The following is a 25,043-nucleotide window of genomic DNA, read 5'->3' on the forward strand; positions in this document are numbered from 1 at the left end:
CTAAGGGCAGCTAAGGTGCCGGGAGATAATAGGTTGCTGGTCCCAAGGGAATATCGGACGCTGTCGGAAGTGCGGTCGGCGATCGGCGGCCGGATGGACCGCGCCCATATCGACAGCCTGTTCGACCGGCTGGACTGGTTTGAAACATTGCACCCCCTTTGCCTTGGCGACACCCCGCTCAGGGCGTTCCAACAGACAGAGGACGCCTGCGAGGCCTGGTTGTTCCTTCTCGCGCCCTCGGCTCGTCGCCTAACTGCCCTTGCCAATTGGTATAGTTTCGCCTGGAGCCCGATTTTCCTGGGGGCGCCGGACGCGCGGCAACAGGCCCGGCTGCTGGAGAATATCGCCCGCCATCTTCTGCGCGAACAGGCGCAGATCAACCTCTATCCGCTTGCCCTGCCCGGCCCACTGATCGGCGCCTTTCGCCGCGCCGGCTGGTTCGCGGTGCAACGGCCGATGGGCGGCCGATATCTGCTGCACGTCGATGGCCGGGATTTCGCAACCTATTGGGCGCAGCGTCCCGGCCGGTTGCGCAACCAGGTGCGGCGCAAGGCCCGACTGGGCCGTTATGACCTCAGCATCCATGACAAGCTGACCAACGCGCTGTGGCAGGATTATGTCGATGTGCAGGCGCATAGCTGGAAGGCGCCCGAGCCTGGCCTCGACTTCCTGCGCGTCCTGGCGCAGCGGGAAAGCGATGCCGGCACCTTGCGACTGGGCTTTGCCCGTCTGGACGGCCGCGCCGTGGCGACCCAATTATGGACGGTGGAACATGGCACGGCGCTGATCCACAAGCTGGCCCATGACAGCGCTCAGGACGAAGGATCGCCCGGCACCTTGCTGAGCCATGCGATGTTCGCCCACGCCATCGACCAGGACCGGGTCGCGACGATCGATTATGGCACCGGTGACAATGACTATAAGCGCGAATGGATGGACGAGCGCATTCCCCTCCATCAGATCGACCTGTTCAATCCGCGCCGCGCATCCAGCTGGATTCCCGCCGCGCGCACCTGCATTTCCGCGCTTGTCGGATAGGCAGCGAGCCATTAGATAGCCGCCATCATGCGGGCGCAATCCACTCAGCCGGTCGACCGGACAGACGATATCGAAACCCTGGTGCGGGCGCTGCTGCGCGACGTACTGAGCCTGTCGCAGGAGCGGGCCGATGGGTTCGAGGCCGACACGCCGCTGTTCGGCGCCCTGCCCGAGCTGGACTCGATGGCCGTCGCCGGCCTGCTCACCGAGATGGAAGATCGCTTCGACATCCTGATCGAGGATGAGGATATCGACGGCGACACGTTCGAGACCTTCGGCACGCTGGTCACCTTCCTGCGCGCCAAGTTGGGCGCTTAATCGCCACCACCACCGCAACCGCCGCAGCCTCCCCCGCCGCAGCTACCGTCACCTGGCGACGAATCGCTGCCGCTGCTGCCGCCGCCATCCGATCCACCTGCCCGGCGCAGCTCATGGTAGCCCGCCCAGCTTGAGCCGACGAACACCGTCGTTCCAAACAGGGCGACGGCCAACGCCATCTCCTCAGTCACCGGTGCGCGCTGCAGCCGCTCTGCTTTGGCACGCGCCGCCTCCAGTGTGGCGATGCCTTCGCGCGTGCGCTGGTCGACGATGGCGAAGCGAATGACGGCGCAGACCAGCGTGGCGATCAGAAAGATGACGAGGATGCCGACCGGCTTGTCGCGGGCCAGGCCGATCTGCCATTTGATCGCACCGAACAGCAACAGTGCTGCGAAAGGCAAGGTGGCCAGCAGGCGCAGGCGCAGCACCTCAGCCGCGTCCAGCATCGCGCCCTTGCGCTCCAGCGTAGCGCGAACAGGTTGCGCATAGTCGATGATTTCGGACCGAATGCGCCCCCAGCCGACCGGCCCCGGCAAGGCCAGCAGGCGCATTTCGGCGGCGGTACGCCCCTGCCCCGGATGTCGGGCGAGCAGCTTGCGCCTGTCATGGAGCGACATGTCTCCATTGGTCAGCAGCCGGGCTACCACGGCATCGACGAAGCGGACCGGCCCGCCCGCGAGATAGGCCAGTTCGTCCGGGTCGGTCAGCCTTTGCCAGCGCCCTTGCGGGCGAAGGCGGCGCGGGATGCTGATGGCCGCGACAAGCGCCAGCACGAGGAGGCCGGCATAAAGGGCAAGGAAGGAGCCGCCGGTCCAATCAAAGGGGCCAAGGGGCATGATGAAACGCCTTTCCGGTCCAGAGGAGGATAAGAAGCAGGGCGAGGAGCACCGCCAACCAGGAGGCAGGGCGGAGGACGGATCGCGGCAGGATGAGGGCGTTGCGGGGATGGACCCGCCGGGCCCTGGGATCGTCCAGCAGGCGCTGCGCCGCGCCGGGCCAGATATCGGCCGGGGGACTTGTCCCAAAGACCTGCTCATAACGGTGCAGGGTGCGGGCATATTGGTCGAAGAAGCGCCCCTGCTCCACTGGCCCGCCCCTGGTCGGCTCATGATGGAGGGGCCGGCCCAATATATGGGGGCAGAAGCGCTCCCAATAATCGCGCGTGTAGGTGAGATGGAGGTGCCAGGCCTGGTCGACCGCGTCGGATGGGGTCTGCTGATCCGCCCCGGTCACGGCCAGAAAGCAGAAGCGCTTATATTCCTCCACGACCCGCGCCGCATAAGCGACGGCCCAGCCATTTTCGCGCGCCAGCCGCGCAGTGAAGGAAAAGGCCGCGTCGGGCGGACCTATCTCATACCCTGAGAGGGCTGCCCAAATTACATGGTCCTGTGGCGGACCGTAGAGACGGATGACGCCTTGCATCTAAATTCTCTACTAACATGATAGAGTATCAGGTGCAAGGCATCCAAAGCGCGCGACAGGCGGGCGCCAAATAATCCGGTGCTGGCAGCTTACGCTTCGACCAGCTGCTCGAAGTCGGCTTCGGCGAGGAAGCGTTCGACGTCGAGGGCGGCCATGCAGCCCATGCCGGCTGCGGTCACTGCCTGGCGATAGATCTTGTCGGTCACGTCACCGGCCGCGAACACGCCGGGAATGGCGGTGTGGGTCGTGCCCTTTTCCACCACGATATAGCCTTCATCGAGCGGCAGCTTGCCGTCGAACAATTCGGTCGCGGGGTGGTGGCCGATCGCGACGAATCCGCCATCGGTCGGCACATGCGACTTCTCGCCGGTGACGGTGTCGATCAGGTCGACGCCGACCAGACCTTCGGGCGCGCCGCCGCCGACGAACTTGTCGACCGCCTTGTTCCACAGCACCTTGATGTTGGGGTGGGCGTGCAGGCGCTGCTGCAGGATCTTTTCCGCGCGCAGCGAGTCGCGGCGGTGGATCAGGGTCACGTCATGGCTGTGGTTGGTGAGGTAAAGCGCTTCCTCGACCGCGGTGTTGCCGCCGCCGATGACCACGACCTTCTTGCCGCGATAGAAGAAGCCGTCACAGGTGGCGCAGGCGCTGACGCCCTTGCCCTGCAGATGCTCCTCGCCCTCGACGCCCAGCCACTTGGCCTGGGCGCCGGTGCAGATGACCAGCGTGTCGGCGACATAGAGGGTGCCGCTGTCGCCCTTCAACTTGAAGGGCCGTTCGGACAGGTCGACGTCGACGATCTGGTCATACATCATCTGCGCGCCGACATGTTCGGCCTGGGCCTGCATCTGCTCCATCAGCCAGGGGCCCTGGATCACATCCTTGAAGCCCGGATAATTTTCGACGTCGGTGGTGATGGTCAGCTGGCCGCCCGGCTGCATGCCCTGCACGACGATCGGCGCCAGGCCCGCGCGCGCGCCATAGATGGCGGCGGACAGGCCGGCCGGGCCGGAACCGAGAATGAGCATGCGGGTGGAGTGGGTGGCGGTCATCGATAATTCCAGCTGCGATTCGTGTGGCCGCCAGAGATAGGCCCTGCCAGCCCCCGCGCAAGCAGGAGTTGGGCAGGAGATTTGCTTGGGACGGCCAAAGGTTGAGGCGCAGCATCGCCGAGGCGATGCGCAAGTCGCGTTGCCTTATGATCCACAATATATCACAAATGGCGGATCGATAGATAATGGGAGAGACCGAGCATGGCGACATTCGTGCTGGTACATGGCGGGGGACATGGCGGCTGGTGCTATCAGAAGGTCGCCCGGCGGCTGCGCGCGGCGGGGCATGAGGTGCATTGCCCGACGCTGACGGGCCTTGGCGAGCGCGCCCATCTGCTCAACGCCGACATCGATCTCGACACGCATATCCAGGATGTGGTGGCGCTGATGACGTTCGAGGGACTGGAGGATGTCATCCTGGTCGGGCACAGCTATGGCGGGATGGTGATCACCGGCGTCGCCGATCGCGCGGCCGAGCGCATCCGCGAACTGGTTTATCTGGATGCCGCCCATCCCAGGGACGGGGAATCGCTTGAAATAGTGGCGCCCGCGCAGATGGAGCCGACCCGTGCCATGGGCCGCACCGTCGACGGGATCGAACTGGTGATGTGGCCCTTCCCCGGCATGGCGGGCTTCTTCGGCATCACCGATCCGGCGGACATCGCTTGGACCGAGGCGCGGCTGACGCCGCATCCGTGGAAATGCTTCGCCCAGCCGCTACGGCTGGAAAATGGCGATGCCGCCCTCCGCCTGCCGCGCACCAATATCAATTGCACCCAGGCCTTGCAGAACAGCCCGGAGGAGGCCCGCGCCCGCCAGCTGGACGGCCATCGCAATTTCGAGATCGATACCGGCCATGACCTGATGATCACCGAGCCGGAAGCGGTCGCGACCATGTTGCTGGAGGTGGCGGGCTAAAGGCCCGCTTCCTCCTCAGTCGAGGACGTTGGGCAGATCCTCGAACCCCTTGCGCAGCGCGGCGGACCAGCCCTGCGAGATCATCGCAAATTCCTCATTGTCCGCCTCGATCCGGGTGCGGACGCGGAAGTCGAACGTGTCGGTCTCGATCACGGTGAGGTCGAGCGGCATGCCGACCGACAGGTTGGAGCGCAGGGTCGAATCCATCGAAACCAGCACCGCCTTGGTCGCATCCTCCAGGCTCGTCTCCCGCTGGATGATGCGGTCGAGGATAGGCTTGCCATATTTATGCTCGCCGATCTGGAAGAAGGGCGTGTCCTCGGTCGCCTCGATGAAATTGCCGGCCGAATAGATGAGATAGAGGCGCGGTTTGCCGCCCTTGCGCTGGCCCGCGATCATGATCGAGGCGCTGGCGGCCGATCCGTCCATGGCGATGCTCTCACGATAGCGGCCCTGCATGGTGCGCATCGCGTCGCCCACCAGCTGCGCCGCGCGGTGCATCGTGTCGCAATTGAGGATGGTTTCGACCTCGGGGTCGCTCTCCGCCTCGCGGATCGCGCGCGACAGCATCGTCTTCACCCCTTGGGTGATCGACAGATTGCCCGAACAGAGCAAGGTGATCGCCCGCTCACCCTCGACATGATAGGTGAAGCTTTTCCGGAAGCGGGCAATATTGTCCATGCCCGCATTGGTCCGGGTGTCCGACAGCATGACCAGCCCCTGGTCCACGCGTACCGCCACACAATAGGTCATCGCCCCGAAGTCCTGCTTATCTCTACCCTAGGAGCGGGGCGTGGGCGTGCTCTGCTGTTGCTGGCGTTGCAATTGCCGTTCCTCGACTCCGTCTTCCGCCTGCGCGATCCGGACATCGGCGTCAATGCTGATATCGCCCGCGACCGTAACGGAGCCCCGTATCGGGGCAGCTTCGTCGGCATCCAGACCACTGGCCAGGCGCAGATAGCGTTCAGTGACGCAGACGCGATTGGACGGATCGAATCCGACCCAGCCCAGCCCCGGCACCAGCGCTTCGGCCCAGCCATGGGTTTCGTGCAGCAGATCGCCCTCGGCCGCGAGCAGATAGCCCGAGACATAGCGGGCCGGGACGCCCAGCAGGCGCGCACCGGCAAGGAATATCTGGGCATGATCCTGGCACACGCCAGCACCCAGCGCGAAGGCCTGCGCCGCGGTCGTGTCGGCGCCGGTCACGCCCGGCCGATACTGAACGGCATCGCTGATCGCGGCAGACAGGGCATGGAGTTGCGCCAGCGGCCCGTCTCCTTCCGGCAGGGCGGCAACCATGGCGCGGATCGCATCGGACGCCCTGGTCAGCGCCGTGTCGCGCAGGAAATAGCGGGCATCGACCCGGCATTGCGGCAGACCGCCAATGCCATGCGTCTCGCGCGTCTCGACCAGCCCCTCGGCAACGATCACCGCCTCGCTGAGGCAGTCATGGCGGACCCACACCGCCTCCATCTCGCCATAGCTGTTGGGACGGAAATTGGTCAGCGCCTCGCCATTGATGCTGACCTGCCAGTCATGGACCTTCTGGCCCGGCGTATCGACCGGCACCAGCTTCAGCCGCATGGCGACGCGGCCGGCCGAGGCGGGATAACCATAGACGGTCTGGTGACGGACGAGCAATTTCATGGCGCGCTTCCCCTCCCCCTTCAGCCGAAATGATAGGTTTCGGCGATTTCGACGCCGAGCCGGTTGCTCATCATGAGGCTGTACTGCACCGTTTCATGCAGGCCGCGGCGGAAAATCTCGCCGGCGTCCAGTTCTTCCAGTTCGCTCACCAACTGCTTCACCGTGTCATGACAGGTGCCGCGCGCATTGTGCCAGCCGGCCAGCCGGTTGAGCCGATAGGCGAGCTGATCGCAGCAATAGGCGACGCTGCGCGGAAACAGCCGGTTGAGCATCAGGAAATCGGTGATCTGCCAGGGCGTATAGGTGCCGCCATAGACATGATGATAGGCGCGCGCGCCCGACAGCGCATAAAGCACCGAGGTCCATTGATAATGGTCGCGATTGCCGCCGATCACCTCGGTTTCGGGCAGCAGCACATAATATTTCACATCGAGCAGCCGCAGCGTCATCTGCGCCCGCTCCAGCGCCGATCCGCAGCGCAGGAAGTCATGGCCTTCATTGCGCAGCTGGCCCGAATGGGCCGCGCCGCGGAAGGTCATGACGCGGGTCTTCACCCAGTCGATCAGCGCCGGCAGCTGCGCCTTGGCCTCGGCCACGTCATAGCTGTCGAGCTTGCGCCAGCCGTCGTTCAGCGCCTCCCACATGTCCTGGGTCAGCATGGTGCGCGCCGACTTGGCATTGGCGCGGGCCTTGAGCAGGCAGGAGCGGATCGAGCTGGGATTGTCGGCGTCCAGCATCAGGAAGGACACGACATCGCTTTCCGTCACCGGCACGCCGTCGGGGAATTGATGCCCAGCCCCGGTCGCGCGCACGACCGATCGCCATTCGTCGCGATGATGCGCGCCCGGCAGGATCGCCATGCGCTGCCCCATCGACAGCAGCCGGGCGGTGGCTTCGGCGCGCTCCATATAGCGCGCCATCCAGAAGAGATTTTCGGCGGTCCGGCTCAGCATGTCTTGGCTCTTTTCACCGTGGGAGCCGGCGTCGTTGCGCCCGGCCCGGCATCATCAGGGGCAATCGGAAGGAAGGAGGCGGTCGCGCCCATCAGTCCTGCAACACCCAGGTATCCTTGACCCCGCCGCCCTGGCTGGAATTGACCACCAGCGACCCTTCGGTCAGCGCCACGCGGGTGAGGCCACCGGGGACCAGCCGCAACTGCTTGCCGACCAGGCAATAGGGACGGAAATCGGCATGGCGTCCGACTACGCTCGCCGGACCGAGCGTCGGCACGGTCGACAAGTCGAGCGTCGGCTGGGCGATGAACTCGCCGGGGTTGGCCTTGATCCGCTCGGCATAGGCCTCGACCTCGGCCTTGCTCGCCTTGGGACCGATCAACATGCCATAGCCGCCCGAACCATGGACTTCCTTGGCCACCAGTTCGTGCAGATGCTCCAGCACATAGGCCATTTCGTCGGGCTTGGAGCATTGCCAGGTCTGGATATTGTCGAGGATCGGTTCCTCACCCAGATAGAAGCGGATCATCTCGGGCACATAGATATAGACCGCCTTGTCGTCGGCGATGCCCGATCCGGGCGCCGACGCCAGCGTCACGCCGCCATTGCGATAGACGCTGAAGATGCCGGGCACGCCGAGCAGGCTGTCGGGGCGGAAGACCAGCGGGTCGATATATTCGTCGTCGATGCGCCGATAGATGACATCGACCGCCTTGGGCCCGAGCGTCGTCTTCATCCAGACCCGGTCATTATCGACGAACAGATCGGCCGGCTCGACCAGTTCCACGCCCATCAGGTCGGCAAGGAAGCTATGCTCATAATAGGCGCTGTTGAGCGAGCCGGGCGTCAGCACCACCACCACCGGATCGCCCTTGCAGGCGGGCGGCGCGACTTCCTTCAGGCTCTTGAGCAATTCGGCGGGATAATCGTCGACCGGCGCGACCATGCCCTGCGCGAACAGCTCGGGGAACATGCGCGTCATGATCTCGCGATTTTCGAGCATGTAGGACACGCCCGAGGGGGTGCGGCAATTATCCTCCAGCACCTCGAAACTGCCCGGCCCGGTGCGCACGATATCGATGCCGACGATATGGCTATAAACCTTACCCGGCGGGGTGAAGTCCGCCATTTCGGCGAGATAGGCGCTGTTGCGATAGATGATGTCGGCCGGCATGATACCCGCCTTCACGATCTCGCCGCGATGATAGACGTCGTGCAGGAAGGCATTGAGGGCGCGGGCGCGCTGGCGGATACCCTTGTCGAGGATGCGCCATTCATTGGCGGTGAAGATGCGGGGCAGCAGATCGAAGGGGATCAACCGTTCGGGGTCGCCGCCCTCGCCATAGACGGCGAAGGTGATGCCAATGCGCCGGAAGATCGCTTCCGCCTCATCCATGCGACGATTGAGCCCGGCTATGCCTGTCCGCTCCACCCATTTCTGCACTTCGTCGTAACAGGGGCGCAGCGAACCATCAGGCTCAAACATTTCATGGAAGGGCAAGTTGTCGTTCCTCCCTCGGCCCTCGGCCGGTTGTGCATTGCAACAATAGTGCGCCGCATCGTTGCGATTGCAAGACAAAAATGGCGGAGCGGAAAAAGCGTTCCTTCGTCGATGTCAGGATTGCGGAAATAGGTCGCGCCGATCGTTTCTACGCGCGCAAACGAGCGCGCGACGGGGCCTCTGGCGGGGCGCTCAAAAAAGAATGCAGATTTTTGCAATCGCCCCGTTGACCACCGTCCATCCCCTGCGTATAGCGCCGCCTCACCGCAGGGAAACACCCCCTGCGAGGCCCATGGGGCGGAGTAGCTCAGCTGGTTAGAGCAGCGGAATCATAATCCGCGTGTCGGGGGTTCAAGTCCCTCCTCCGCTACCATTCACCCCCCTGATAGATGTGGAAGGGATAGCCGGAGCGCCATTAAGGCTTTCGAGCTTGCCTAAAATTCCGATCTGCGGTGGCGGCGTCCACCGATGCTTTGCCTCCCCCGTCGGGGTGAGCGTCACACTGTCTATAACCGCCCGCAGCAGCCTTGCGGCCTCGCTCTGACCATCACTCGCAAGCGCATTCCTCAGCGTGTCGATGGCGGCCAGATTCGACACCAATGCAGTCGGATGGAGGGCGATCACCGGGGTGGGCTGTTCGATGCGGGCAAGTTTATCCTTGAGGGCGACCATCTCGGCCTCGATATGGCGCAATTTCTGCTCGGCCCGTTCACCCGAAACAACTCTTGCCGCCAACAGGTCGAATGACCGCCTAGCTTCGCCATCCAGCGTTGCAATTCGCCGCTCGATACCGTCGCGCTCCGATCGTATGGTTGCAGTGAGAGCTTTGGTCTCGCGCTGATACTCGTCGATATATGCCTGAATGACGCAAGGCGAGCGGAACTCGCCAGCTATTTGCGCTATAACGTCCGCCTCGATATCATCGAGATAATATGAGCGAGGGCTCGAACAGTCGCCCGATTCAGCGTGTCGGGTGCAGTGAATGCGCGTCTTACCTGCCCTTTGCTGCCCATTCCACCGCCGCAGGCGCCACATTTAAGGAGGCCAGACAGGACGCGCTTGGGCGCTCGCACCACATGGCCCGGTTTATACTCGCCAACCGCGCGATCCGATTTTACTGCCTGGACGCGGTCCCAAAGGTCATCGGATATAACCCTGATGGTTTCATCCAGGTCGGATGCCTGCCAATCCGCCGCATCGTTCGACCTCGACACGCGCCTGCCAGTGTCAGGGTCTTTGACCATCCGGACCCGATTTCAAGTCCGGACACCCTGATAGAGGCTATTAGGCCGTAAACTCATAAAATGGCTTGAGGGTTGACCATTTGCGTGATTCAGGAGCCTCCAGATTTGGAGGGCTTGATGGCACGGCGGCGGTATGAACTGACAGATTGGGAATGGGCCATCATCGAGCCGTTGTTGCCCAACAAGCCGCGTGGCGTGGCGCGGGTCGATGACCGACGAGTGCTGAACGGGATCATGTGGCGTTTTCGGTCCGGCGCGACATGGGCGGAAATTCCCGAGCGCTATGGCCCATCGACGACCTGCTATAACCGGTTCGTGCGCTGGCGCAAAGCCGGGGTGTGGGACCGGATTCTGGCTGAGGTTTCCGCCGGATATAATGGCGAACTGGTGATGATCGATTCCACCTGCATGCGCGTCCACCAAAATGGTGCGACGGGCAAAAAGGGGGAAGCTACGATCGTGGCATGGGACGTCCCCGGGGCGGCCTCACCAGCAAACTCCACGCTCTTGTCGATGCTGACGGGCGCCCTGTCAGCCTGAGACTGACAGGCGGGCAGATTCACGATGCCTGCGAGGCGGAGGCGCTGATCGAAGCCATTCCCGAGGGTGCAACCCTGCTGGGCGACAAGGGGTATGACAGCAACGCCATCCGTGAAGCCGCTGCGGCCAGGAACGTCTGGGCCAATATTCCCAATCGATCCAACCGCAAGCAGCGCTTCGCCTTCTCGCCATGGCTCTACAAGCAGCGCAATCTTGTCGAGCGCTTCTTCAACCGCATCAAGCAGTTCCGCAGCATCGCCACCCGCTACGACAAGGATCCCGCCAACTTCCTCGCCGCCATCAAACTCATATGCGTTCGCCTCTGGTGCAACGCGTAATGAGTCTACGCGCTAGATCGCCTTGGCCGCAATGCCATGGACGTGCGGACCACGATTCAGAAGTTGGCAGCGGAGGGTGTGCGGGTCCATTGCCTTGCACTCGGCAGGGTCGATCTCACCAGTCCGGCCGGAAAAATGACCATGGCGGTTATCGCGGCGGTTGCGGAATTTGAACGCGACCTCTTGATTGAGCGAACGCAGTCCGGCCTCGCCCGTGCAAAGGCGGCTGGCACGTTGTTAGGACGACCACAGTGCCTCACCGACGACCAGCAGAGCGACATCACGCCAAGCGCCGGGCATGCGTATCCCTGGGTGCTCTGGCAAAGCAATACAACGTCAGCCGGGCAGCTATTCAGCGAGCGGAAAAGCGAGCGGCAGCATGATGCTTTCTCTGTCTTGCTCAAAACGCGAGCCGGGCTAAGCCAGGTCGAGATCGCGGCCCGCGACATTGCCGAAGCGCGCGCTCGCCAGCCTCCAATGGAGCGCGGTCGTCCGCGATGTGACGACCAATCCCGCCGCAAGCTAGGTCGCGTTGACAAAAGGGGTTCCCAACCCGGTGAAGTTCTGATTCAAGCCCGCCTTTTGGAAAGGCAGGCATGCTCGCCCGGCCGGAGACAACCGGCGCTGTCTCAATGGAATGCTGCACGTCCTGCGAGTTGGATGCCCCTGGCGCGACATGCATGAGCGCTATGGGAAGTGGAACTCGGTCTACGTCCGGTTCCGGCGCTGGGCCGAGCAAGGCGTCTGGGATGCCATGCTGCAAACTCTGGTCGATCTCGGCCTGACCGACGACTGGCAGCACATGATCGACAGCACCACGGTTCGCGGTCATGTTTCGGCCGTGGACGGAAAAGGGGGGGGGGCTTTTGGTCGATCACGCGGCGGCTTTACGTGCAAGGTCCGCGCCCGCTGCGACAATCAAGGCCTCCCTCTCGGCTTCCACCTGACGGGCGGCGAGGCTTCCGATTACGGCGGTGTCGATAGCCTCATGGCCATGCCGGTGCCAAAGCCTGCGGCCTTGCTCGCCGACAAGGGTTACAACGGCGACCGTTTCCGCGAGAACCTGCTCCTGCACAGCATCCTGCCGGCATACCGCCGCGTTCGAACCGCAAGTCACCAGAGCACTCCGACTATCGCCGCTATCGCGATCGCAACCGCGTCGAGCGCATGTTCGGCTTCCTCAAACACCAACGCCGCATCGCAACCCGCTTCGAGAAAACCGCGCTATCCTACCTCAGCTTCCTCAACCTTGCCGCAGCAAGGCTATGGTTGAAGCATTTTGTCAACGCGATCTAGCGCGTAGACTCATTACGCGTTGCACCAGAGGCGAACGCATATGAGTTTGATGGCGGCGAGGAAGTTGGCGGGATCCTTGTCGTAGCGGGTGGCGATGCTGCGGAACTGCTTGATGCGGTTGAAGAAGCGCTCGACAAGATTGCGCTGCTTGTAGAGCCATGGCGAGAAGGCGAAGCGCTGCTTGCGGTTGGATCGATTGGGAATATTGGCCCAGACGTTCCTGGCCGCAGCGGCTTCACGGATGGCGTTGCTGTCATACCCCTTGTCGCCCAGCAGGGTTGCACCCTCGGGAATGGCTTCGATCAGCGCCTCCGCCTCGCAGGCATCGTGAATCTGCCCGCCTGTCAGTCTCAGGCTGACAGGGCGCCCGTCAGCATCGACAAGAGCGTGGAGTTTGCTGGTGAGGCCGCCCCGGGGACGTCCCATGCCACGATCGTAGCTTCCCCCTTTTTGCCCGTCGCACCATTTTGGTGGACGCGCATGCAGGTGGAATCGATCATCACCAGTTCGCCATTATATCCGGCGGAAACCTCAGCCAGAATCCGGTCCCACACCCCGGCTTTGCGCCAGCGCACGAACCGGTTATAGCAGGTCGTCGATGGGCCATAGCGCTCGGGAATTTCCGCCCATGTCGCGCCGGACCGAAAACGCCACATGATCCCGTTCAGCACTCGTCGGTCATCGACCCGCGCCACGCCACGCGGCTTGTTGGGCAACAACGGCTCGATGATGGCCCATTCCCAATCTGTCAGTTCATACCGCCGCCGTGCCATCAAGCCCTCCAAATCTGGAGGCTCCTGAATCACGCAAATGGTCAACCCTCAAGCCATTTTATGAGTTTACGGCCTAGCTTGGTCACGATCAACACGTCGCCCGCTTCCAGCTTATCGACCAGACGGGCGAAGCCTTTGCGTTCCATCGCCGCCACTGACCCGGAGATCGTTTCAGTCACCACGCGCTTGGCATCGACGGCGAAGTCAGCCGACATAATCTCCTGGGCCTGGTTGTCAGTCGTCTGATCGGCAGTGCTAACCCGACAATAGGCAAATGTGCGGCTCATTCTTCACTTCCTGTATCGAAATGACGTATCGATACATATGGTGTATCGAATATTCCGCCAAACTATATTACGATACAGTCACTGTATCGTAAGCGGTCGATTTCGAGCACGATCGGCAATATCTGTATTTCGCCTGGAAATGTTCCGGAGCCGCACGGTGTCGGATTGCTGGTCTGTTCCCTGAGAAGCTGCCTGACAGGAAGCGACCAATAGATGCTTGTTCGCTTCTGCTGGAAAATCTGTCGTATTCTGTGCGTCAATAAATGGGCTGCATTGCGAAATAACGTGAAATTAACGACGGCACCCTATTCACCGGTTCGACCTGGGGGATTCTTCATGACTGAGCAACGTTATTTTATCTTGATGTCATTGGGCCTTGGCGGGCTGTGCTGTGTGGTCCTGCTTTATGCCACTGGGCTATCCGTTTCCTTCAAAAATATACCGTTGGGACCGCCGATCTCGATCCTGACCGGAATCCTGTGCGGTTATGCATACAGACCCGGTACGAACCAGATACTTAATCGCACTATCCTGATCGTGGAGAGCCTTGCGCTGTTATCGCTGGCTTCGGCGACAGCCAGTATTTCAACCTACCCTCTGGCTGCAATGAGCACTGGTTGGTGGGATAGTGAATTCCTTGCGGCCGATGCCGCCATTGGGATTAGTTGGCCAGCATATTGGGCTTTTACAACGGGAAACCCCATTTTATATTACGCTCTGGCATTTGCATATAACACATTCTTCATCATGCCGTCGGTCATCGTAATCGCACTTATATCGACCGGCAAAATAAAGGGCGCCTATCGCTTTATTTCTGCATTCGTGCTGGCGCTCGTGATTACCGACATCTGCATGCTGCTGTTTCCGGCTCGGTCTGCGGCGGCCAACCTGCTACCGGCAGGGCATCCGCTAGCACCAGGGTCCGGCCTGCTACACATCCCGGTCATTGAAGGGCTGCGCGATGGATCTATAAAGATTATCGAACTCGCCGAAATGCACGGCCTGATTTCTCTCCCCAGTTTCCATGCTGCAACCAGTCTGTTGTTTGCCTGGGGCGGTTGGCCGGTGCGCAAGCTGCGAGTGCCCATTCTGCTTGCGGAGGGGCTTATGCTGGCTTCGACACCTATCATCGGTGGACACTATTTTATCGATGTCGTGGCCGGGCTGGGGGTGGCGGCTGTCGCCATTGGGATCAGCTATGCGGTATCTCGTAGGCCCACATATCACGATATCGGTCTATCCCTGCAAAATGCGGTCTGATGGCGACGCGAGTTCAAACCGCTCCTTGGTCATGATCGGATTGCTTATGGCAAATTGACGCCCCGTCAACGCCAAACCAGCCAGTTCGCCCCCAATACCGTCGATCCTGGATCGCTAATCGACTCGTGCCAGGGGGAGACTCCTGGTCCAGTTTAGGGCGGACAAGCAGTCCAGCTTTGTTCACCAGGTGCAGCATTTCAACATTTGAGCGAGAACCGCAGTTTTGATGTCAGGGGGATCGACCGAAACGGTCCTCCGCTACCATTTCCAAGACATCGAAAATGGCCCTTGAGGGCGCGTTCAAGCGACAGACCAGGCCGCAGGCAGCCGCCCGTCTCAACTTGATCGCAGCAATACTGTAGCGATGGCCCTATCACTTGCCGCCGCAGCCGCCCGGCGCCTCAATGCAGCTTGAGGCGGGGGCGCACGAAGCGGTTGATATGGCTGACCAGGATCAGCGCGGGGCCGCGTATGTTGCCGTGAACGGCGAGCAGATGCATGCGATAGAGCGACATATAGACGAAGCGGGCCAGCCGCCCTTCCACCGCCATGCGCCCGCCGACCAGCCTGCCCATCAGCGACCCGACCGTCGAATAGCGGCTGAGCGACACCAGCGAGCCATGATCCTTGTAGACGAAGCTCTTGAGCGGGCGATCGGCCATCAGCCGGCCGAGATTGGCAAACACCGTGTCGGCCATCTGATGCGCGGCCTGCGCGCGCGGCGGGATCGGCCGATCGGCGCCCTTTGGCGTGTAGGAGGCGCAATCGCCCATCGCGAAGACGCGGTCATCGGCCAGGCTCTGTAGCGTCGGGCGCACGATCACCTGGCCGGCGCGGGACAGTTCCAGCCCATCCAGGCCATCGCGGATCGCCGCCGCCTTGACCCCTGCGGCCCAGACCTGAAGATCGGCGGGGACGAAGCCGCCATCCTTCGTCTCCATCCCCTCGGGCGTGGAGGCGGTCACGGCGACGCCGGCGCGCACCTTGACGCCCAACACCTCCAGTTCCTCCCGCGCGGCATCGGCCAGCCGGTCGGGCAAGGCCGGCAGGATGCGCGGCCCGGCCTCCAGCAGGGTGACGTCGAGCCGCTGGCGATCGAACACCTCCAGCCCATAATAGCCCAGCGCATCGGCCGCATTATAGAGTTCGGCCGCCAGTTCGACCCCGGTGGCACCACCGCCAACGATCGCGATCCGCACCCGTGCATCCGACGCGGGATCGGCCGACATGGCGCGCGACACGCGCAGACAATGGTCGAGCAACTGGTCGCGGAAGCTGTCAGCCTGGGCCCGGCTGTCGAGGAACAGGCAATTGTCGGCGACGCCCGGCGTCCCGAAATCATTGGTGACCGATCCATAGGCCAGCACCAGATAATCGTAGCGCACCGAATGGGCGCTCACCACCTCGCGCCCCTTGGGATCGAACACCGGCGCGATATGGACCCGCCGCGCGGCTCGATCGATGCCCTGCAGCGTGCCGTAAAGATAGCGATAGCCCCAGCGATGGCAGTGGCTGCGATAGCCGACCTCGTCCAGGCTGGCGTCGAGCGATCCGGTCGCGACCTCGTGCAACAGCGGTTTCCAGATATGGGTGCGGTTGCGATCGATCAGGATGATGTCATGCCGCTTGCGGCCGTAGCGGGCGCCGAGCTTGCGCGCGAGTTCGAGGCCGGCGGCGCCGCCCCCGACGATGACGATCTGGGTCTTCTTGTCGCGGATCAAGCGCATTCCTCCTCGATCAACGGGCCGGCGGATCGCGATCCGGCGCGCCGGTTGTGCATTGCAATAGGCCGCCCGGCGTCGCAAAGCGAGGCGTGGACAAGCAGAATTTCACCGAACGCAACCGGCGCGACATCGTCGCGATCGCGACCCAGCATTTCGCGGAAAAAGGCTATGCCGGCGCGCGGGTGGACGAGATCGCGGCGGCGACCGCGACGTCCAAACGGATGATCTATTATCATTTCGGCAGCAAGGACGGGCTGTATCGCGCGGTCCTGACCGAGGCCTATCGCGGTATCAGATCGGCCGAACTGGAGGCCGAACTGGGCGACCTGCCGCCGCTCGCCGCGCTGGAGCGGCTGACCGCCCTCACCTTCGACTATCATTTCAACCATCCCGAACTGGTGCGGCTGGTGATGGACGAGAATATCCGGGGCGGCCCGCATGTCGGCGAGATTTCGCAAGGGCATAATGAGATCGTCCTGCCCAAGACCCAGGCACTGATCGATCGCGGCATTGCCGATGGCAGCTTCCGCCCCGGACTGGACGCCGTCGACCTGCACATGACGATCAGCGCCCTCGCCTTCTACTTCGTGTCCAACCGTCACAGCTTCCACGCGATCTTCGGCGTCGACATGACCAGCGAAGCGGCAGCCGAGCGGCGCCGCGCGCAGGTGATCGACAATGTACTGCGCTACTGCCGGGCAGAAGGCTGAAGGCTGGGCCGGGACCATGGACCGGATCAGAACTGCATCTTGACCTGGCCGCCCAGCGCCAGCGCATCATTGGTGCGGCGGTAGGAAAAGGCGCCGGGATCGAGAATATATTGGACGTCCGGCCGGATGCTGAGCCAGCGCCGCAACTGGATGCCATAGCTCATTTCGATCGCGGTCTCGCCCACCGGCAGCGCGGCATAACCGCCGGGAATAGCCTGCGCATCGGCCTCGGCGCGGCGCAGGCGCGGATTGACCTGCGCATGGACGATGCCGATCGAGATGCTGTCGGCGTCCCGCCCTGCAAAGGTGCCGGTCTTGACCAGCCCGGCGGCATACCAGTGGGTGATCTGGGCCGATGCCTCCGGATTGGCGGTGAACTGGGCGAAGATGGAGAGGCCGCGATTGCCCGTTCCTTCGCGCAGGATCATCTGGTCGGCCAGCGCATAGACGCCATAGCGGCCCCGCAACATGCCCTGCTCGCCGCGCCGCGCGGCGCGCGACGTGTCATAATAGGCGCCGAGCTTGTAATGGCCCGGCAGCACATCGCTGCCCGGCGCGATGCCGGGATCATATTCCAGCTCCAGCGGCAGCAATACGCCGGTCGTGCCGCCGGCAAAGGGACGGAAGGCATTGTCGGGATCGTTGAGACGGGGATTGACCTGATAGACGCCGGTGCGCAGCGCCAGATCCGGCCGGATGCGATAGCGCACCGCCGCGCCCCAGCGGGCATTGGGATAATTATACCAGCCGCTATTGCCCGATTCCGACAACGGATGGGCACAGAAGGCCGCATTGACGAAATTGCAGCCCAGGATCATCCCGCCCAGATCATTGCCCATGGCAAAATAGCCCAGGCGCAGGTTGAGCCGGCCATTGGCGATATTCTGTTCGTAGCTGAGTTCCGACAGACGGGTATAATTGCCGCCGGCCGCCTCCTGGATCGGCAGGCGATTGCCGACAATGTCGGAAGAGAGGCCGACGCCGCGCCGGTCGTTGATGGTGACATGCGCGATGCCGCCAGAGATGCCGACAATCCGGTCCATGTCGAAATCGAGGCTGGCGCGTAATTGCTGGGTATAGGCGCTGCCCTGCCGCTGGCCGCCATCGACCGCGGCAAAGGCTTCGCCGACATAGTCCGCGCGCACAGTGACGCCAGCCTGCTTCAGCCGCGTGCGCAGCCCGCCCCAGTCGCCGGTCAGCGTCTCGCGCGGGGCCGTCACCGGCCTTTCCGGCGCAACCTCCTGCGCATGGGCGCCCGCAACCGGCAGCAGGGTCAGCAACGTCGCCAGGGTCAGGCGGGCATGGAGGTGAAGATGTTGGGCCAAAGCCCCTCCCTTCCGCGCGGCACATCTGCGAGCGGTGACATGATAGATGACGATAGGCAGGCGGAGCGGCGCCGGGCCGCCCCGCCCATGGTTCAGCGCAGCGTGTAGGCGATCACATAATCGCCCCGGTCGGGCGACTGGCGCGCACCGCCCGCAGTCACGACGACATATTGTTTGCCGCTCTTGGGCGACTTGTAGCTCATCGGGCCGCCCTGGCTGCCGACCGGTAGGCGGGCCTTCCACACTTCCGCACCGGTCGCCGCGTTGAAGGCGCGCAGATAGAAGTCCTGCGTGCCGGCGATGAAGACCAAGCCGCCCTGCGTCGCCAGCGTGCCCCCCAGCGTCGGCATGCCGATCGGGATTGGCAAGCCCATGCGGATCCCCATCGGCCCGGTGTCACGCACCGTGCCTACCGGCACCTGCCACTTGATGGCCCGGCTCTTGAGGTCGATCGCGGTCAGCGTGCCATAGGGCGGCGCCTGACAGGGAATGCCCAGCGCCGACAGGAAGCGATCCTTCACCACCGAATAGGGCGTGCCCTTCAGCGGAACGCTGCCCATGCCGGTATTGACCGCCTCGCCCGCGCTGCCCGACTGCCCCTTCTGCGCCGCCGTCTGCGGGAACATCTGCACCCACAAGCCCAGCCGCATGTCGTTGACGAAGATGGTGCCGCTCGTCGGATCGGTCGAGATGCCGCCCCAGTTCATGCCGCCCAGCGATCCGGGGAAGCTCAGCGACTTGTCGGTGCCCGGCGCGGTGTAAAGCCCTTCATAGCGCATGCCCTTGAAGGCGATGCGGCAGAGCAGCTGGTCGAACGGAGTGGCGCCCCACATGTCCGCTTCGGTCAGCGGGCCGACCCCGATCTGCGGCATGCCGAGCGACCTGGGCTGGGTCGGCGAATAGGGTTCGTCCGGAATGTTCGCGGGCTTGACCGGCACTTCCTTGACGTCGGTGAGCGGCTTGCCGGTGGCGCGATCGAGCACATAGACTTGGCCCGCCTTGGTGCCAAAGACCAAAGCCGGCACCTTGCGGGCGGCATCGACGGGGAAGTCGACGAAGCTCGGCTGCATCGGCAGGTCGAAGTCCCACAGGTCGTTATGGACCGTCTGGAAATGCCATTTCTCACGGCCGGTGGTGGCGTCGAGCGCCAGCATCGACGCGCCATATTTATGATCGAGGGCGCTGCGGGTGACGCCATAGAGATCGACCGAGGCGCTGCCGACCGGCATGAACACGGTGTTGGACGCGGGATCATAGGACATGGCGGCCCAGACATTGGGGGTCGATCGGGCATAGCTCTTGCCCGCCGGCGGCGCGCCGGTGATCGCCGGATTGCCCGGATCGAAGGCCCAGCGCAGCTTGCCCGTGATGACGTCGAAGCCGCGCATCACGCCGCCCGGCATGTCGACCTGCACATTGTCGGCGACACGGCCACCGACGACGACGGTCGTGCCCGCCAGCGTCGGCGCGGAGGTGAGCTGATATTGGGGATCGGGCGCATCGCCGAGGCCGGCCTTCAGGTCGACCCGGCCGTTGGTGCCGAAATCGGCGCAGAACTTGCCGGTGTCGGCATCGAGCGCAATCAGTTCGGCATTGATGGTGTTCATCAGGATGCGGCGCTGGCAGGCGGCGCCGGCCGGCACGGTAGCTGCCGTCACCGGCGTTGCGCCGGGCAGGCTGGGCTGCTGGATCGGCGCATGGGCGTCGAAATAGGCAAGGCCCCGGCAGCGCATCCAGACCGACGCCTTGGCATTGATCAGCGTCTTCCACTTCTCGCGCCCGGTATCGGCGTCGAGGGCGATGACATTGTTATGCGGGGTGCAGATGAACAGGGTGTCGCCGACCTGCAGCGGGGTATTCTGGTCCTCGGCGCCATTGCCGTCGCTCTGCGCTACGTCACCGGTGCGATAGGTCCAGGCGACCTTGAGCTTGTTCACATTGTCGCGGGTGATCTGGTCGAGCGCGACGAAGCGGCTGCCGCCGGGCGTGTTGCCATAGGCGGTCCAGTCCTTCTGCTCGCGCGCCGGATCGACCGGCACCAGCGATGCCACCTGCCCGGCAAAGGGCACGGTCGGATGGACCATGAACATGCCGGCCGCACCGGCCGCCGAACCCAGGCCGACCAGCGTTGCCATCAGCAATGCAGGCCGCCAGGCGGGCGCAGAACCGTCGCCGCGCCACAGCAGCGGATAGGAGAGCGCAACGACGGTCGCGCCGACACCCATCGCCAACAGGCGGGAAATGAGCGGCCAGAAGCTGAAGCCGACTTCCCACAGCGCCCAGAGGACCGTAAGCAGGAAGGTGGCACCGAAGAGCAGACCGCCGCTGGCCTTGCGCAGGGCAATGAGGCCGCCCGCGAGGACCAGCGCGATGCCGGCGATCAGGAAATAGGGACTGCCGCCCAAGCTGACGAGCTTGCCGCCGCCGATGGCGAAAAAGAGGCCAGCGGCAAGGATCACCGCCCCCAACAGAAGCAGCCAACCGCGAACGAGCGGCTGGCCGTGCATTTTCGTGCCTGACACGCGGCACCTCCTTCATCTCTTATGGTCGTCGGAGAGCGGTGCCCACGGGTCCACAGGCCGATCGAGTCGCCCAGCCCTGACGGCTGCGACATTGTGTACCATTTAGTACACTCCTGCCTCGCTGGCAAGTTGGGCGCAAATCCCGCGAGGGACGTGCGATGCCGCTGAGGGTTTCCCACAGCGATACGTTATCCCCGACATGAGCCCATGGGATCGCAGCCCAGCATTTTCCGCGACTTGCACAGATATCGTTGAGGTTTGGCCAACTGCTAGCGTTTTGGGGGTTTCGATGAACCTGGACGAAACTGACCGGAAGATATTGAACAAGCTTCAGATCGACGGTCGCATAACCAACCAGGATCTGGCCAAGCATTGCAACCTCTCGCCATCGGCCTGTTTCGACCGGACGCGCAAGCTGCGCGACAATGGCTATATCTCTTCCTATGTCGCGCTGCTCGACCCGCACCTCAACCAGCGGCCGCTGCTGATCTTCATCGAAGTGCTGCTCAACCGCACCACCGGCGACATCTTCCGCCAGTTTGCCGAAGCGACGCGGCGGCAGCGGGACATATTGGAATGCCATATGGTGGCCGGCGGCTTCGACTATCTGATCAAGGTCCGGATGAAGGACATGGCCGCCTATCGGAAATTCCTGGCCGAGGAACTGGTCGACATGCCCGGCGTGCGCGAGACGCGGACCTATGCGGTGCTGGAAGAGGTCAAGTCGACGACGGCGCTGCCGCTATGACATGAAAGCGGCGCCCTTTCCCAGAGCGCCGCTTTCGATCCATTACATGGCGTTGGGATTGGCCGGGCCGGCGCCAGCCTGGCCGGTGCGCGCCTTTTCCGCCTTCACCATCTCGGCCACTTCGGCCAGCAGCTTCTTGGCATCATAGACGATGCCGTCCTTGATCGTGTAGCTGACGCCGCCGACCATTTCCTGCTTGTTGGTTTCCGGGTTCAGGCGCGAATGACCGGTGCCATAGAGCGTCTTGAGATTGGCCAGCGGGTTTTCCTTGGTGATGACCATGTCAGCCAGCATGCCGACGCGCAGCACGCCGGTCGGCGGCGCCATGCCCTTGGGCTCATAGAGGGTCTGCGAACCCCACATGGTGGCCGAGCGCATGATTTCCAGCGGCGAGAAGCCGGCTTCGCGCAGCAGTTCCAGCTCCTCGATATAGGCGAAGCCATAGACCTTGTAGATGAAGCCGGAATCGGTGCCGACCGTCACCCGGCCGCCAATATTCTTATAGTCGTTCACCAGCTTGAAATAGTTATTGTAGAATTTCTTCCACGCAAACTCGTTCTCGGTCCCCCAGTCGTAGAAATAGGAGCCGTGATTGTCGCGGGTCGACTGGAAATAGGCCCAAAGCTGGGGCGTGGTGTAGAGATTCTGCCAGTCGGCATTGCGCGCCCGCATCAGGTCGCGGGACGCGGCATAGATGTTCATCGTCGGGTCGAAGGTGACATGCTTCTCCTTCTGATGCTTCAGATAATCCCACCAGCGTTCGGATTCCGGCTCGACCGTCTGGTTCCAGATTTCTGCCACCTCGCCAAAGCGATGCTGTTCGTTGTTATAGTCATAGTCGGACGGAAAGCGCTGGATCGTCCCATCCTTCAGCAGGGATTCGAAATGGCCATAATAATGGGTGACGGTATCCAGCCCCGCCTCGGCCGCGTCATAGGCGTTGAAATTGGCGACGCCGGTCTGTGACAGATGGGCCGTGGTGCCCATCTTGTTCTTGTGCGCCTCGTCAATGGCGGCGGCGATGATCTGCGGCGTTTCCTCGGGGCGATTGAAGAATTTGATGCCGTCGATATTGTGCGCGGCGGCCCATTTGACCCAGGCGCGCGCCTTGTCTGGGCTGTCGATCGGCCCGCCGTCCCAGCCGGCGCCCAGCGTCTGGTAGTTGAAGATGCGCGGCGCCGCGATCTCGTTGGCGGCGGAGCGGTTCTTCTCCGAACTGGCGACGACCGGATCGGCGAGCGGCACGCCGCGCACCGTGGTCACGCCATGGGCCAGCCACAGCTTATAGGCATAGCTCATGTCGGGCGCCTTGTCGCTGGCGGGGGTGTGGACATGCATGTCGTTGAAGCCGGGCATCACATACATGCCGGTCGCGTCGATTTCATAATCGGCGTCGGTCGGCGCACGCCCCTTCGCCTGTGGCAGGCCGGGCCAGCCGGCCTGGGTGATGGCGGTGATCTTGTTCCCTTCCACCACGATGTCATAAGGGCCACGCGGCGGCGCGCCGGTGCCGTCGATCAGGGTCACGCCACGGATCACCAGCTTGCGGAAGGGACCGACATTGTCAGCGCTGCCGCGTGCCGGCGCGGGCACGAAGGTCGGCTTCTTGCCATTGACGATGCCGGCCGCGCCGCCGACATACCATTCGTCCGGATCATGCGCCTGGGAGGCGCTGGCGACCGTCATGAGGGCGAGCGCAGCAAGGCCCGACCGGATCAGCATCTTGTTCTTCATTCTTTTCCCGTCCCTGTTGAATTATGATGCCCCGCCCCGTCAGGGATGGGGCAGCCCCTGTTCCGGCATGCCCATGCGCCGCTTCTCCGCAACGACCATGTCCGCGACATCCGCCAGCAATTTCTTCGCGTCATAGACGATGCCGTCCTTGACCGTGTAGCTGACGCCGCCGACCCGTTCGAGCCGCTGGGTCTGTTCGTTGAGGCGCAGCGTGCCGGTGCCGTAGAGCGTCTTGAAATTCTGCAGCGGATTTTCCTTGAGGATGACAAGGTCCGCCAGCTTGCCGACGCGAACCGTGCCGATCGGCGGCACTTCGCCCCTGGGATCATAGAGCGTCAGCGCGCCGTTCAGCGTCGCCGACTGGATCACCTGTGACGGATTGAAGCCCGCTTCCTGCAGCAACTCCAGTTCCTGGACATAGCCAAAGCCATAGGGCTTGAAGATGAATCCGGAATCCGACCCGGTGGTCACGCGCCCGCCGATATTCTTGTAGTCGTTAATCAGGCGCATATATTTGTGGTAGAAATTCCGCCACTTCACCTCGATCGCGGTGGTCCAGTCGTAGAAATAGGAGCCGTGGTTCTCGCGCGAGGACATGTAGAAATTCCACAGCTGCGGCATGGTATATTTGTCGTGCCAGTCGGCATTGCGCGCCAGCATCAGATCGCGGCCGGCGGCATAGATGGTCATGGTCGGATCGAAGGTGACATGATTGGCCTTCTGATGCTCCAGATAGGCCCACCAACGGTCTGATCCCGGCTCGACGCTTTCTTCCGCCAGATTGGCGACATTGCCAAACCGATCCTGCTCGTCGGCATAATTATAGTCGACCGGCCAGTTCTGGACCGGGCCATTTTTCAGCAGGGATTCGAAATGGCCGTAGAAATGGGTGACGGTGCCAAGGCCCGCGTCGCCGGCCTGTTCGGCATTCATGCGGCCCACGCCGATCTGGGAGAGATGCGCCGTGGTGCCCAGCTTCAGCTTCTTCGCCTCGTCCATGATGGCGGCCATCACTTCGGGCGGCTGGTCCGGATCGTCCAGCAGCTTGATGCCGTCGATCCCCTGCTTGGCCGCCCATTGCACCCAGGCGCGGGCCTTTTCGGGCGTATTGGTGCGGCCGCCGGTCCAGCCCTTGCCCTGACCCGGCCGCTGATAGGCGAAGATGCGCGGCGCGACGATCTCGTTACGGGCGGAGCGTGCCCGTTCGCTCAGGGACACTTCCATGGGGGCGAGGTCGACGCCACGCACCGTGGTGACGCCATGGGCGAGCCACAGCTTGTAGGAATAGGACAGGTCCGGCGCCTTGTCGTCAGTGGATCCATGGACATGCATGTCGATGAAGCCGGGCGTCACGAACATGCCGGTCGCGTCCAGTTCATAATCGGCGTCGGTCGGTGCGCGTCCCTGCTTGAACGGCAGGCCCGGCGTGCCGGCCGGCAATATGTCGGCGATGACGTCATTTTCGATGACGATGTCGACCGGTCCGCGCGGCGGCGCGCCGCTGCCGTCGATCAGCGTGACGCCGCGGATCACCATCTTGCGGAACGGGCCGGCGCCTTCGCCGGCAGCGCGCGCCGGTGCGGGATTGGCGCCGGCGCGGGGCTTGACCGCTTCCACGGGCGCCTTGGCTGGCTGGGCGATCGCCCCTCCGGCAACCAGCGCGAGCAGTGAAAGGCCGGCGAAACACATGTGT

At 63.1% G+C, this 25,043-nt stretch carries 22 protein-coding genes, 1 tRNA gene and 2 pseudogenes; 10 read left to right on the forward strand and 15 right to left on the reverse strand.

Going from position 1 to position 25,043, the window contains the following annotated elements; all coding sequences use genetic code 11:
- The first annotated feature begins 33 nt into the window (after nucleotides 1–33).
- Nucleotides 34–1,038 carry a GNAT family N-acetyltransferase gene (locus tag ACI6S0_RS09920; RefSeq protein WP_434405697.1) on the forward strand — a complete coding sequence of 335 codons (1,005 nt, stop codon included), beginning with the start codon at nucleotides 34–36 and terminating at the stop codon, nucleotides 1,036–1,038.
- Between the two features lie 27 nt (nucleotides 1,039–1,065).
- On the forward strand, nucleotides 1,066–1,356 hold the full coding sequence (locus ACI6S0_RS09925; RefSeq protein WP_434405698.1) for an acyl carrier protein: 291 nt from the start codon (nucleotides 1,066–1,068) through the stop codon (nucleotides 1,354–1,356).
- Here ACI6S0_RS09925 and ACI6S0_RS09930 read toward each other — a convergent pair.
- The 3 genes from ACI6S0_RS09930 to trxB form a co-directional block, all read right to left on the reverse strand.
- The gene (locus ACI6S0_RS09930) at nucleotides 1,353–2,192 is read right to left on the reverse strand and encodes a TIGR04222 domain-containing membrane protein (protein WP_434405699.1); all 840 of its coding nucleotides are present in this window, start codon (nucleotides 2,190–2,192) and stop codon (nucleotides 1,353–1,355) included. The genes ACI6S0_RS09925 and ACI6S0_RS09930 overlap by 4 nt on opposite strands.
- Nucleotides 2,173–2,778 (reverse strand): glycine-rich domain-containing protein, encoded by a 606-nt coding sequence (locus ACI6S0_RS09935; protein ID WP_434405700.1) that lies wholly within the window; start codon nucleotides 2,776–2,778, stop codon nucleotides 2,173–2,175. Before ACI6S0_RS09935 ends, ACI6S0_RS09930 begins: the two co-directional genes overlap by 20 nt.
- A gap of 89 nt (nucleotides 2,779–2,867) precedes the next feature.
- Nucleotides 2,868–3,830, reverse strand: a complete 963-nt coding sequence (trxB, locus tag ACI6S0_RS09940; RefSeq protein WP_434405701.1) for a thioredoxin-disulfide reductase — start codon at nucleotides 3,828–3,830, stop codon at nucleotides 2,868–2,870.
- A gap of 201 nt (nucleotides 3,831–4,031) precedes the next feature.
- Here trxB and ACI6S0_RS09945 point away from each other — a divergent pair, with 201 nt between their 5' ends.
- Nucleotides 4,032–4,748: an alpha/beta fold hydrolase gene (locus ACI6S0_RS09945; protein ID WP_434405702.1), complete on the forward strand. Its 717-nt coding sequence runs from the start codon at nucleotides 4,032–4,034 to the stop codon at nucleotides 4,746–4,748.
- 15 nt (nucleotides 4,749–4,763) lie between these two features.
- Here ACI6S0_RS09945 and ACI6S0_RS09950 read toward each other — a convergent pair whose 3' ends face one another.
- The 4 genes from ACI6S0_RS09950 to ACI6S0_RS09965 form a co-directional block, all read right to left on the reverse strand.
- Nucleotides 4,764–5,501: a hypothetical protein gene (locus ACI6S0_RS09950; protein WP_004212142.1), complete on the reverse strand. Its 738-nt coding sequence runs from the start codon at nucleotides 5,499–5,501 to the stop codon at nucleotides 4,764–4,766.
- Nucleotides 5,502–5,528: 27 nt separating this feature from the next.
- The gene (locus tag ACI6S0_RS09955) at nucleotides 5,529–6,395 is read right to left on the reverse strand and encodes a transglutaminase family protein (RefSeq protein ID WP_434405703.1); all 867 of its coding nucleotides are present in this window, start codon (nucleotides 6,393–6,395) and stop codon (nucleotides 5,529–5,531) included.
- Nucleotides 6,396–6,415: 20 nt separating this feature from the next.
- Complete coding sequence (locus ACI6S0_RS09960) at nucleotides 6,416–7,348, reverse strand: alpha-E domain-containing protein (RefSeq protein WP_004212140.1); 933 nt, start codon at nucleotides 7,346–7,348, stop codon at nucleotides 6,416–6,418.
- A 91-nt stretch (nucleotides 7,349–7,439) separates the two neighbouring features.
- Nucleotides 7,440–8,849 carry a circularly permuted type 2 ATP-grasp protein gene (locus ACI6S0_RS09965; protein WP_004212139.1) on the reverse strand — a complete coding sequence of 470 codons (1,410 nt, stop codon included), beginning with the start codon at nucleotides 8,847–8,849 and terminating at the stop codon, nucleotides 7,440–7,442.
- Nucleotides 8,850–9,145: 296 nt separating this feature from the next.
- On the opposite strand from ACI6S0_RS09965, the gene ACI6S0_RS09970 reads away from it, so the two are divergent.
- A tRNA-Met gene (locus ACI6S0_RS09970) sits at nucleotides 9,146–9,222 on the forward strand.
- Here the strand turns inward: ACI6S0_RS09970 and ACI6S0_RS09975 are convergent.
- The gene (locus ACI6S0_RS09975) at nucleotides 9,201–9,884 is read right to left on the reverse strand and encodes a hypothetical protein (protein ID WP_434405704.1); all 684 of its coding nucleotides are present in this window, start codon (nucleotides 9,882–9,884) and stop codon (nucleotides 9,201–9,203) included. The two genes, ACI6S0_RS09970 and ACI6S0_RS09975, sit on opposite strands and share 22 nt — an antisense overlap.
- Nucleotides 9,885–10,210: 326 nt before the next feature.
- Here ACI6S0_RS09975 and ACI6S0_RS09980 point away from each other — a divergent pair.
- The 3 genes and pseudogenes from ACI6S0_RS09980 to ACI6S0_RS09990 all read left to right on the forward strand — a co-directional run.
- A pseudogene (locus ACI6S0_RS09980) lies at nucleotides 10,211–10,971 on the forward strand (IS5 family transposase).
- Nucleotides 10,972–11,007: 36 nt separating this feature from the next.
- Nucleotides 11,008–11,655, forward strand: coding sequence for a recombinase family protein (locus tag ACI6S0_RS09985; RefSeq protein WP_434405705.1), 648 nt, complete (start codon nucleotides 11,008–11,010; stop codon nucleotides 11,653–11,655).
- Nucleotides 11,558–12,267, forward strand: a pseudogene (locus tag ACI6S0_RS09990) (IS5 family transposase); the annotation flags it as partial. The gene ACI6S0_RS09985 and the pseudogene ACI6S0_RS09990, both read left to right, overlap by 98 nt.
- 12 nt (nucleotides 12,268–12,279) lie before the next feature.
- Here the strand turns inward: ACI6S0_RS09990 and ACI6S0_RS09995 are convergent.
- Together ACI6S0_RS09995 and ACI6S0_RS10000 are read right to left on the reverse strand one after the other, a co-directional pair.
- Nucleotides 12,280–13,040 (reverse strand): IS5 family transposase gene (locus ACI6S0_RS09995; RefSeq protein WP_434405706.1). Its coding sequence is split into 2 segments (ribosomal slippage): nucleotides 12,280–12,704 and nucleotides 12,704–13,040, totalling 762 coding nucleotides; the frame shifts between segments, so codons are not numbered across the junction.
- 41 nt (nucleotides 13,041–13,081) lie between these two features.
- Nucleotides 13,082–13,327: a recombinase family protein gene (locus ACI6S0_RS10000; RefSeq protein WP_434405707.1), complete on the reverse strand. Its 246-nt coding sequence runs from the start codon at nucleotides 13,325–13,327 to the stop codon at nucleotides 13,082–13,084.
- 336 nt (nucleotides 13,328–13,663) lie between these two features.
- Here ACI6S0_RS10000 and ACI6S0_RS10005 point away from each other — a divergent pair, with 336 nt between their 5' ends.
- Nucleotides 13,664–14,587, forward strand: coding sequence for a phosphatase PAP2 family protein (locus ACI6S0_RS10005; protein WP_434405708.1), 924 nt, complete (start codon nucleotides 13,664–13,666; stop codon nucleotides 14,585–14,587).
- Nucleotides 14,588–14,988: 401 nt separating this feature from the next.
- Here the strand turns inward: ACI6S0_RS10005 and ACI6S0_RS10010 are convergent, their stop codons facing one another.
- Entirely contained in the window at nucleotides 14,989–16,314 is a 1,326-nt protein-coding gene (locus ACI6S0_RS10010; RefSeq protein WP_434405709.1) for an NAD(P)/FAD-dependent oxidoreductase, read from the reverse strand.
- A gap of 86 nt (nucleotides 16,315–16,400) precedes the next feature.
- Between ACI6S0_RS10010 and ACI6S0_RS10015 the strand changes: the two genes are divergently transcribed.
- Entirely contained in the window at nucleotides 16,401–17,021 is a 621-nt protein-coding gene (locus ACI6S0_RS10015; protein ID WP_434405710.1) for a TetR/AcrR family transcriptional regulator, read from the forward strand.
- A gap of 26 nt (nucleotides 17,022–17,047) precedes the next feature.
- Here ACI6S0_RS10015 and ACI6S0_RS10020 read toward each other — a convergent pair whose 3' ends face one another.
- Nucleotides 17,048–18,346, reverse strand: coding sequence for a carbohydrate porin (locus tag ACI6S0_RS10020; protein WP_434405712.1), 1,299 nt, complete (start codon nucleotides 18,344–18,346; stop codon nucleotides 17,048–17,050).
- A gap of 92 nt (nucleotides 18,347–18,438) precedes the next feature.
- Nucleotides 18,439–20,853, reverse strand: coding sequence for a glucose/quinate/shikimate family membrane-bound PQQ-dependent dehydrogenase (locus ACI6S0_RS10025; protein WP_434405922.1), 2,415 nt, complete (start codon nucleotides 20,851–20,853; stop codon nucleotides 18,439–18,441).
- Between the two features lie 304 nt (nucleotides 20,854–21,157).
- Here ACI6S0_RS10025 and ACI6S0_RS10030 point away from each other — a divergent pair, with 304 nt between their 5' ends.
- Nucleotides 21,158–21,616 carry an Lrp/AsnC ligand binding domain-containing protein gene (locus ACI6S0_RS10030; RefSeq protein WP_017499923.1) on the forward strand — a complete coding sequence of 153 codons (459 nt, stop codon included), beginning with the start codon at nucleotides 21,158–21,160 and terminating at the stop codon, nucleotides 21,614–21,616.
- 42 nt (nucleotides 21,617–21,658) lie between these two features.
- Here the strand turns inward: ACI6S0_RS10030 and ACI6S0_RS10035 are convergent, their stop codons facing one another.
- Together ACI6S0_RS10035 and ACI6S0_RS10040 are read right to left on the reverse strand one after the other, a co-directional pair.
- Nucleotides 21,659–23,350 (reverse strand): amidohydrolase family protein, encoded by a 1,692-nt coding sequence (locus ACI6S0_RS10035; protein WP_434405713.1) that lies wholly within the window; start codon nucleotides 23,348–23,350, stop codon nucleotides 21,659–21,661.
- 39 nt (nucleotides 23,351–23,389) lie between these two features.
- On the reverse strand, nucleotides 23,390–25,039 hold the full coding sequence (locus ACI6S0_RS10040; protein ID WP_125999983.1) for an amidohydrolase family protein: 1,650 nt from the start codon (nucleotides 25,037–25,039) through the stop codon (nucleotides 23,390–23,392).
- Nucleotides 25,040–25,043 lie beyond the last annotated feature (4 nt).

Source organism: Sphingobium sp. DN12 (assembly GCF_051058005.1).
GTDB lineage: Bacteria > Pseudomonadota > Alphaproteobacteria > Sphingomonadales > Sphingomonadaceae > Sphingobium > Sphingobium yanoikuyae.

What these genes read in the sequence shown, in the direction of transcription:
- ACI6S0_RS09925 (WP_434405698.1), top strand. Translation starts at nt 1,066, where the DNA reads ATGCGGGCGCAATCCACTCAGCCGGTCGACCGGACAGACGATATCGAA.
- ACI6S0_RS09930 (WP_434405699.1), bottom strand. Translation starts at nt 2,192, where the DNA reads ATGCCCCTTGGCCCCTTTGATTGGACCGGCGGCTCCTTCCTTGCCCTT.
- ACI6S0_RS09935 (WP_434405700.1), bottom strand. Translation starts at nt 2,778, where the DNA reads ATGCAAGGCGTCATCCGTCTCTACGGTCCGCCACAGGACCATGTAATT.
- trxB (WP_434405701.1), bottom strand. Translation starts at nt 3,830, where the DNA reads ATGACCGCCACCCACTCCACCCGCATGCTCATTCTCGGTTCCGGCCCG.
- ACI6S0_RS09945 (WP_434405702.1), top strand. Translation starts at nt 4,032, where the DNA reads ATGGCGACATTCGTGCTGGTACATGGCGGGGGACATGGCGGCTGGTGC.
- ACI6S0_RS09950 (WP_004212142.1), bottom strand. Translation starts at nt 5,501, where the DNA reads ATGACCTATTGTGTGGCGGTACGCGTGGACCAGGGGCTGGTCATGCTG.
- ACI6S0_RS09955 (WP_434405703.1), bottom strand. Translation starts at nt 6,395, where the DNA reads ATGAAATTGCTCGTCCGTCACCAGACCGTCTATGGTTATCCCGCCTCG.
- ACI6S0_RS09960 (WP_004212140.1), bottom strand. Translation starts at nt 7,348, where the DNA reads ATGCTGAGCCGGACCGCCGAAAATCTCTTCTGGATGGCGCGCTATATG.
- ACI6S0_RS09975 (WP_434405704.1), bottom strand. Translation starts at nt 9,884, where the DNA reads ATGTGGCGCCTGCGGCGGTGGAATGGGCAGCAAAGGGCAGGTAAGACG.
- ACI6S0_RS09985 (WP_434405705.1), top strand. Translation starts at nt 11,008, where the DNA reads ATGGACGTGCGGACCACGATTCAGAAGTTGGCAGCGGAGGGTGTGCGG.
- ACI6S0_RS10000 (WP_434405707.1), bottom strand. Translation starts at nt 13,327, where the DNA reads ATGAGCCGCACATTTGCCTATTGTCGGGTTAGCACTGCCGATCAGACG.
- ACI6S0_RS10005 (WP_434405708.1), top strand. Translation starts at nt 13,664, where the DNA reads ATGACTGAGCAACGTTATTTTATCTTGATGTCATTGGGCCTTGGCGGG.
- ACI6S0_RS10010 (WP_434405709.1), bottom strand. Translation starts at nt 16,314, where the DNA reads ATGCGCTTGATCCGCGACAAGAAGACCCAGATCGTCATCGTCGGGGGC.
- ACI6S0_RS10025 (WP_434405922.1), bottom strand. Translation starts at nt 20,853, where the DNA reads ATGCACGGCCAGCCGCTCGTTCGCGGTTGGCTGCTTCTGTTGGGGGCG.
- ACI6S0_RS10030 (WP_017499923.1), top strand. Translation starts at nt 21,158, where the DNA reads ATGAACCTGGACGAAACTGACCGGAAGATATTGAACAAGCTTCAGATC.
- ACI6S0_RS10035 (WP_434405713.1), bottom strand. Translation starts at nt 23,350, where the DNA reads ATGAAGAACAAGATGCTGATCCGGTCGGGCCTTGCTGCGCTCGCCCTC.
- ACI6S0_RS10040 (WP_125999983.1), bottom strand. Translation starts at nt 25,039, where the DNA reads ATGTGTTTCGCCGGCCTTTCACTGCTCGCGCTGGTTGCCGGAGGGGCG.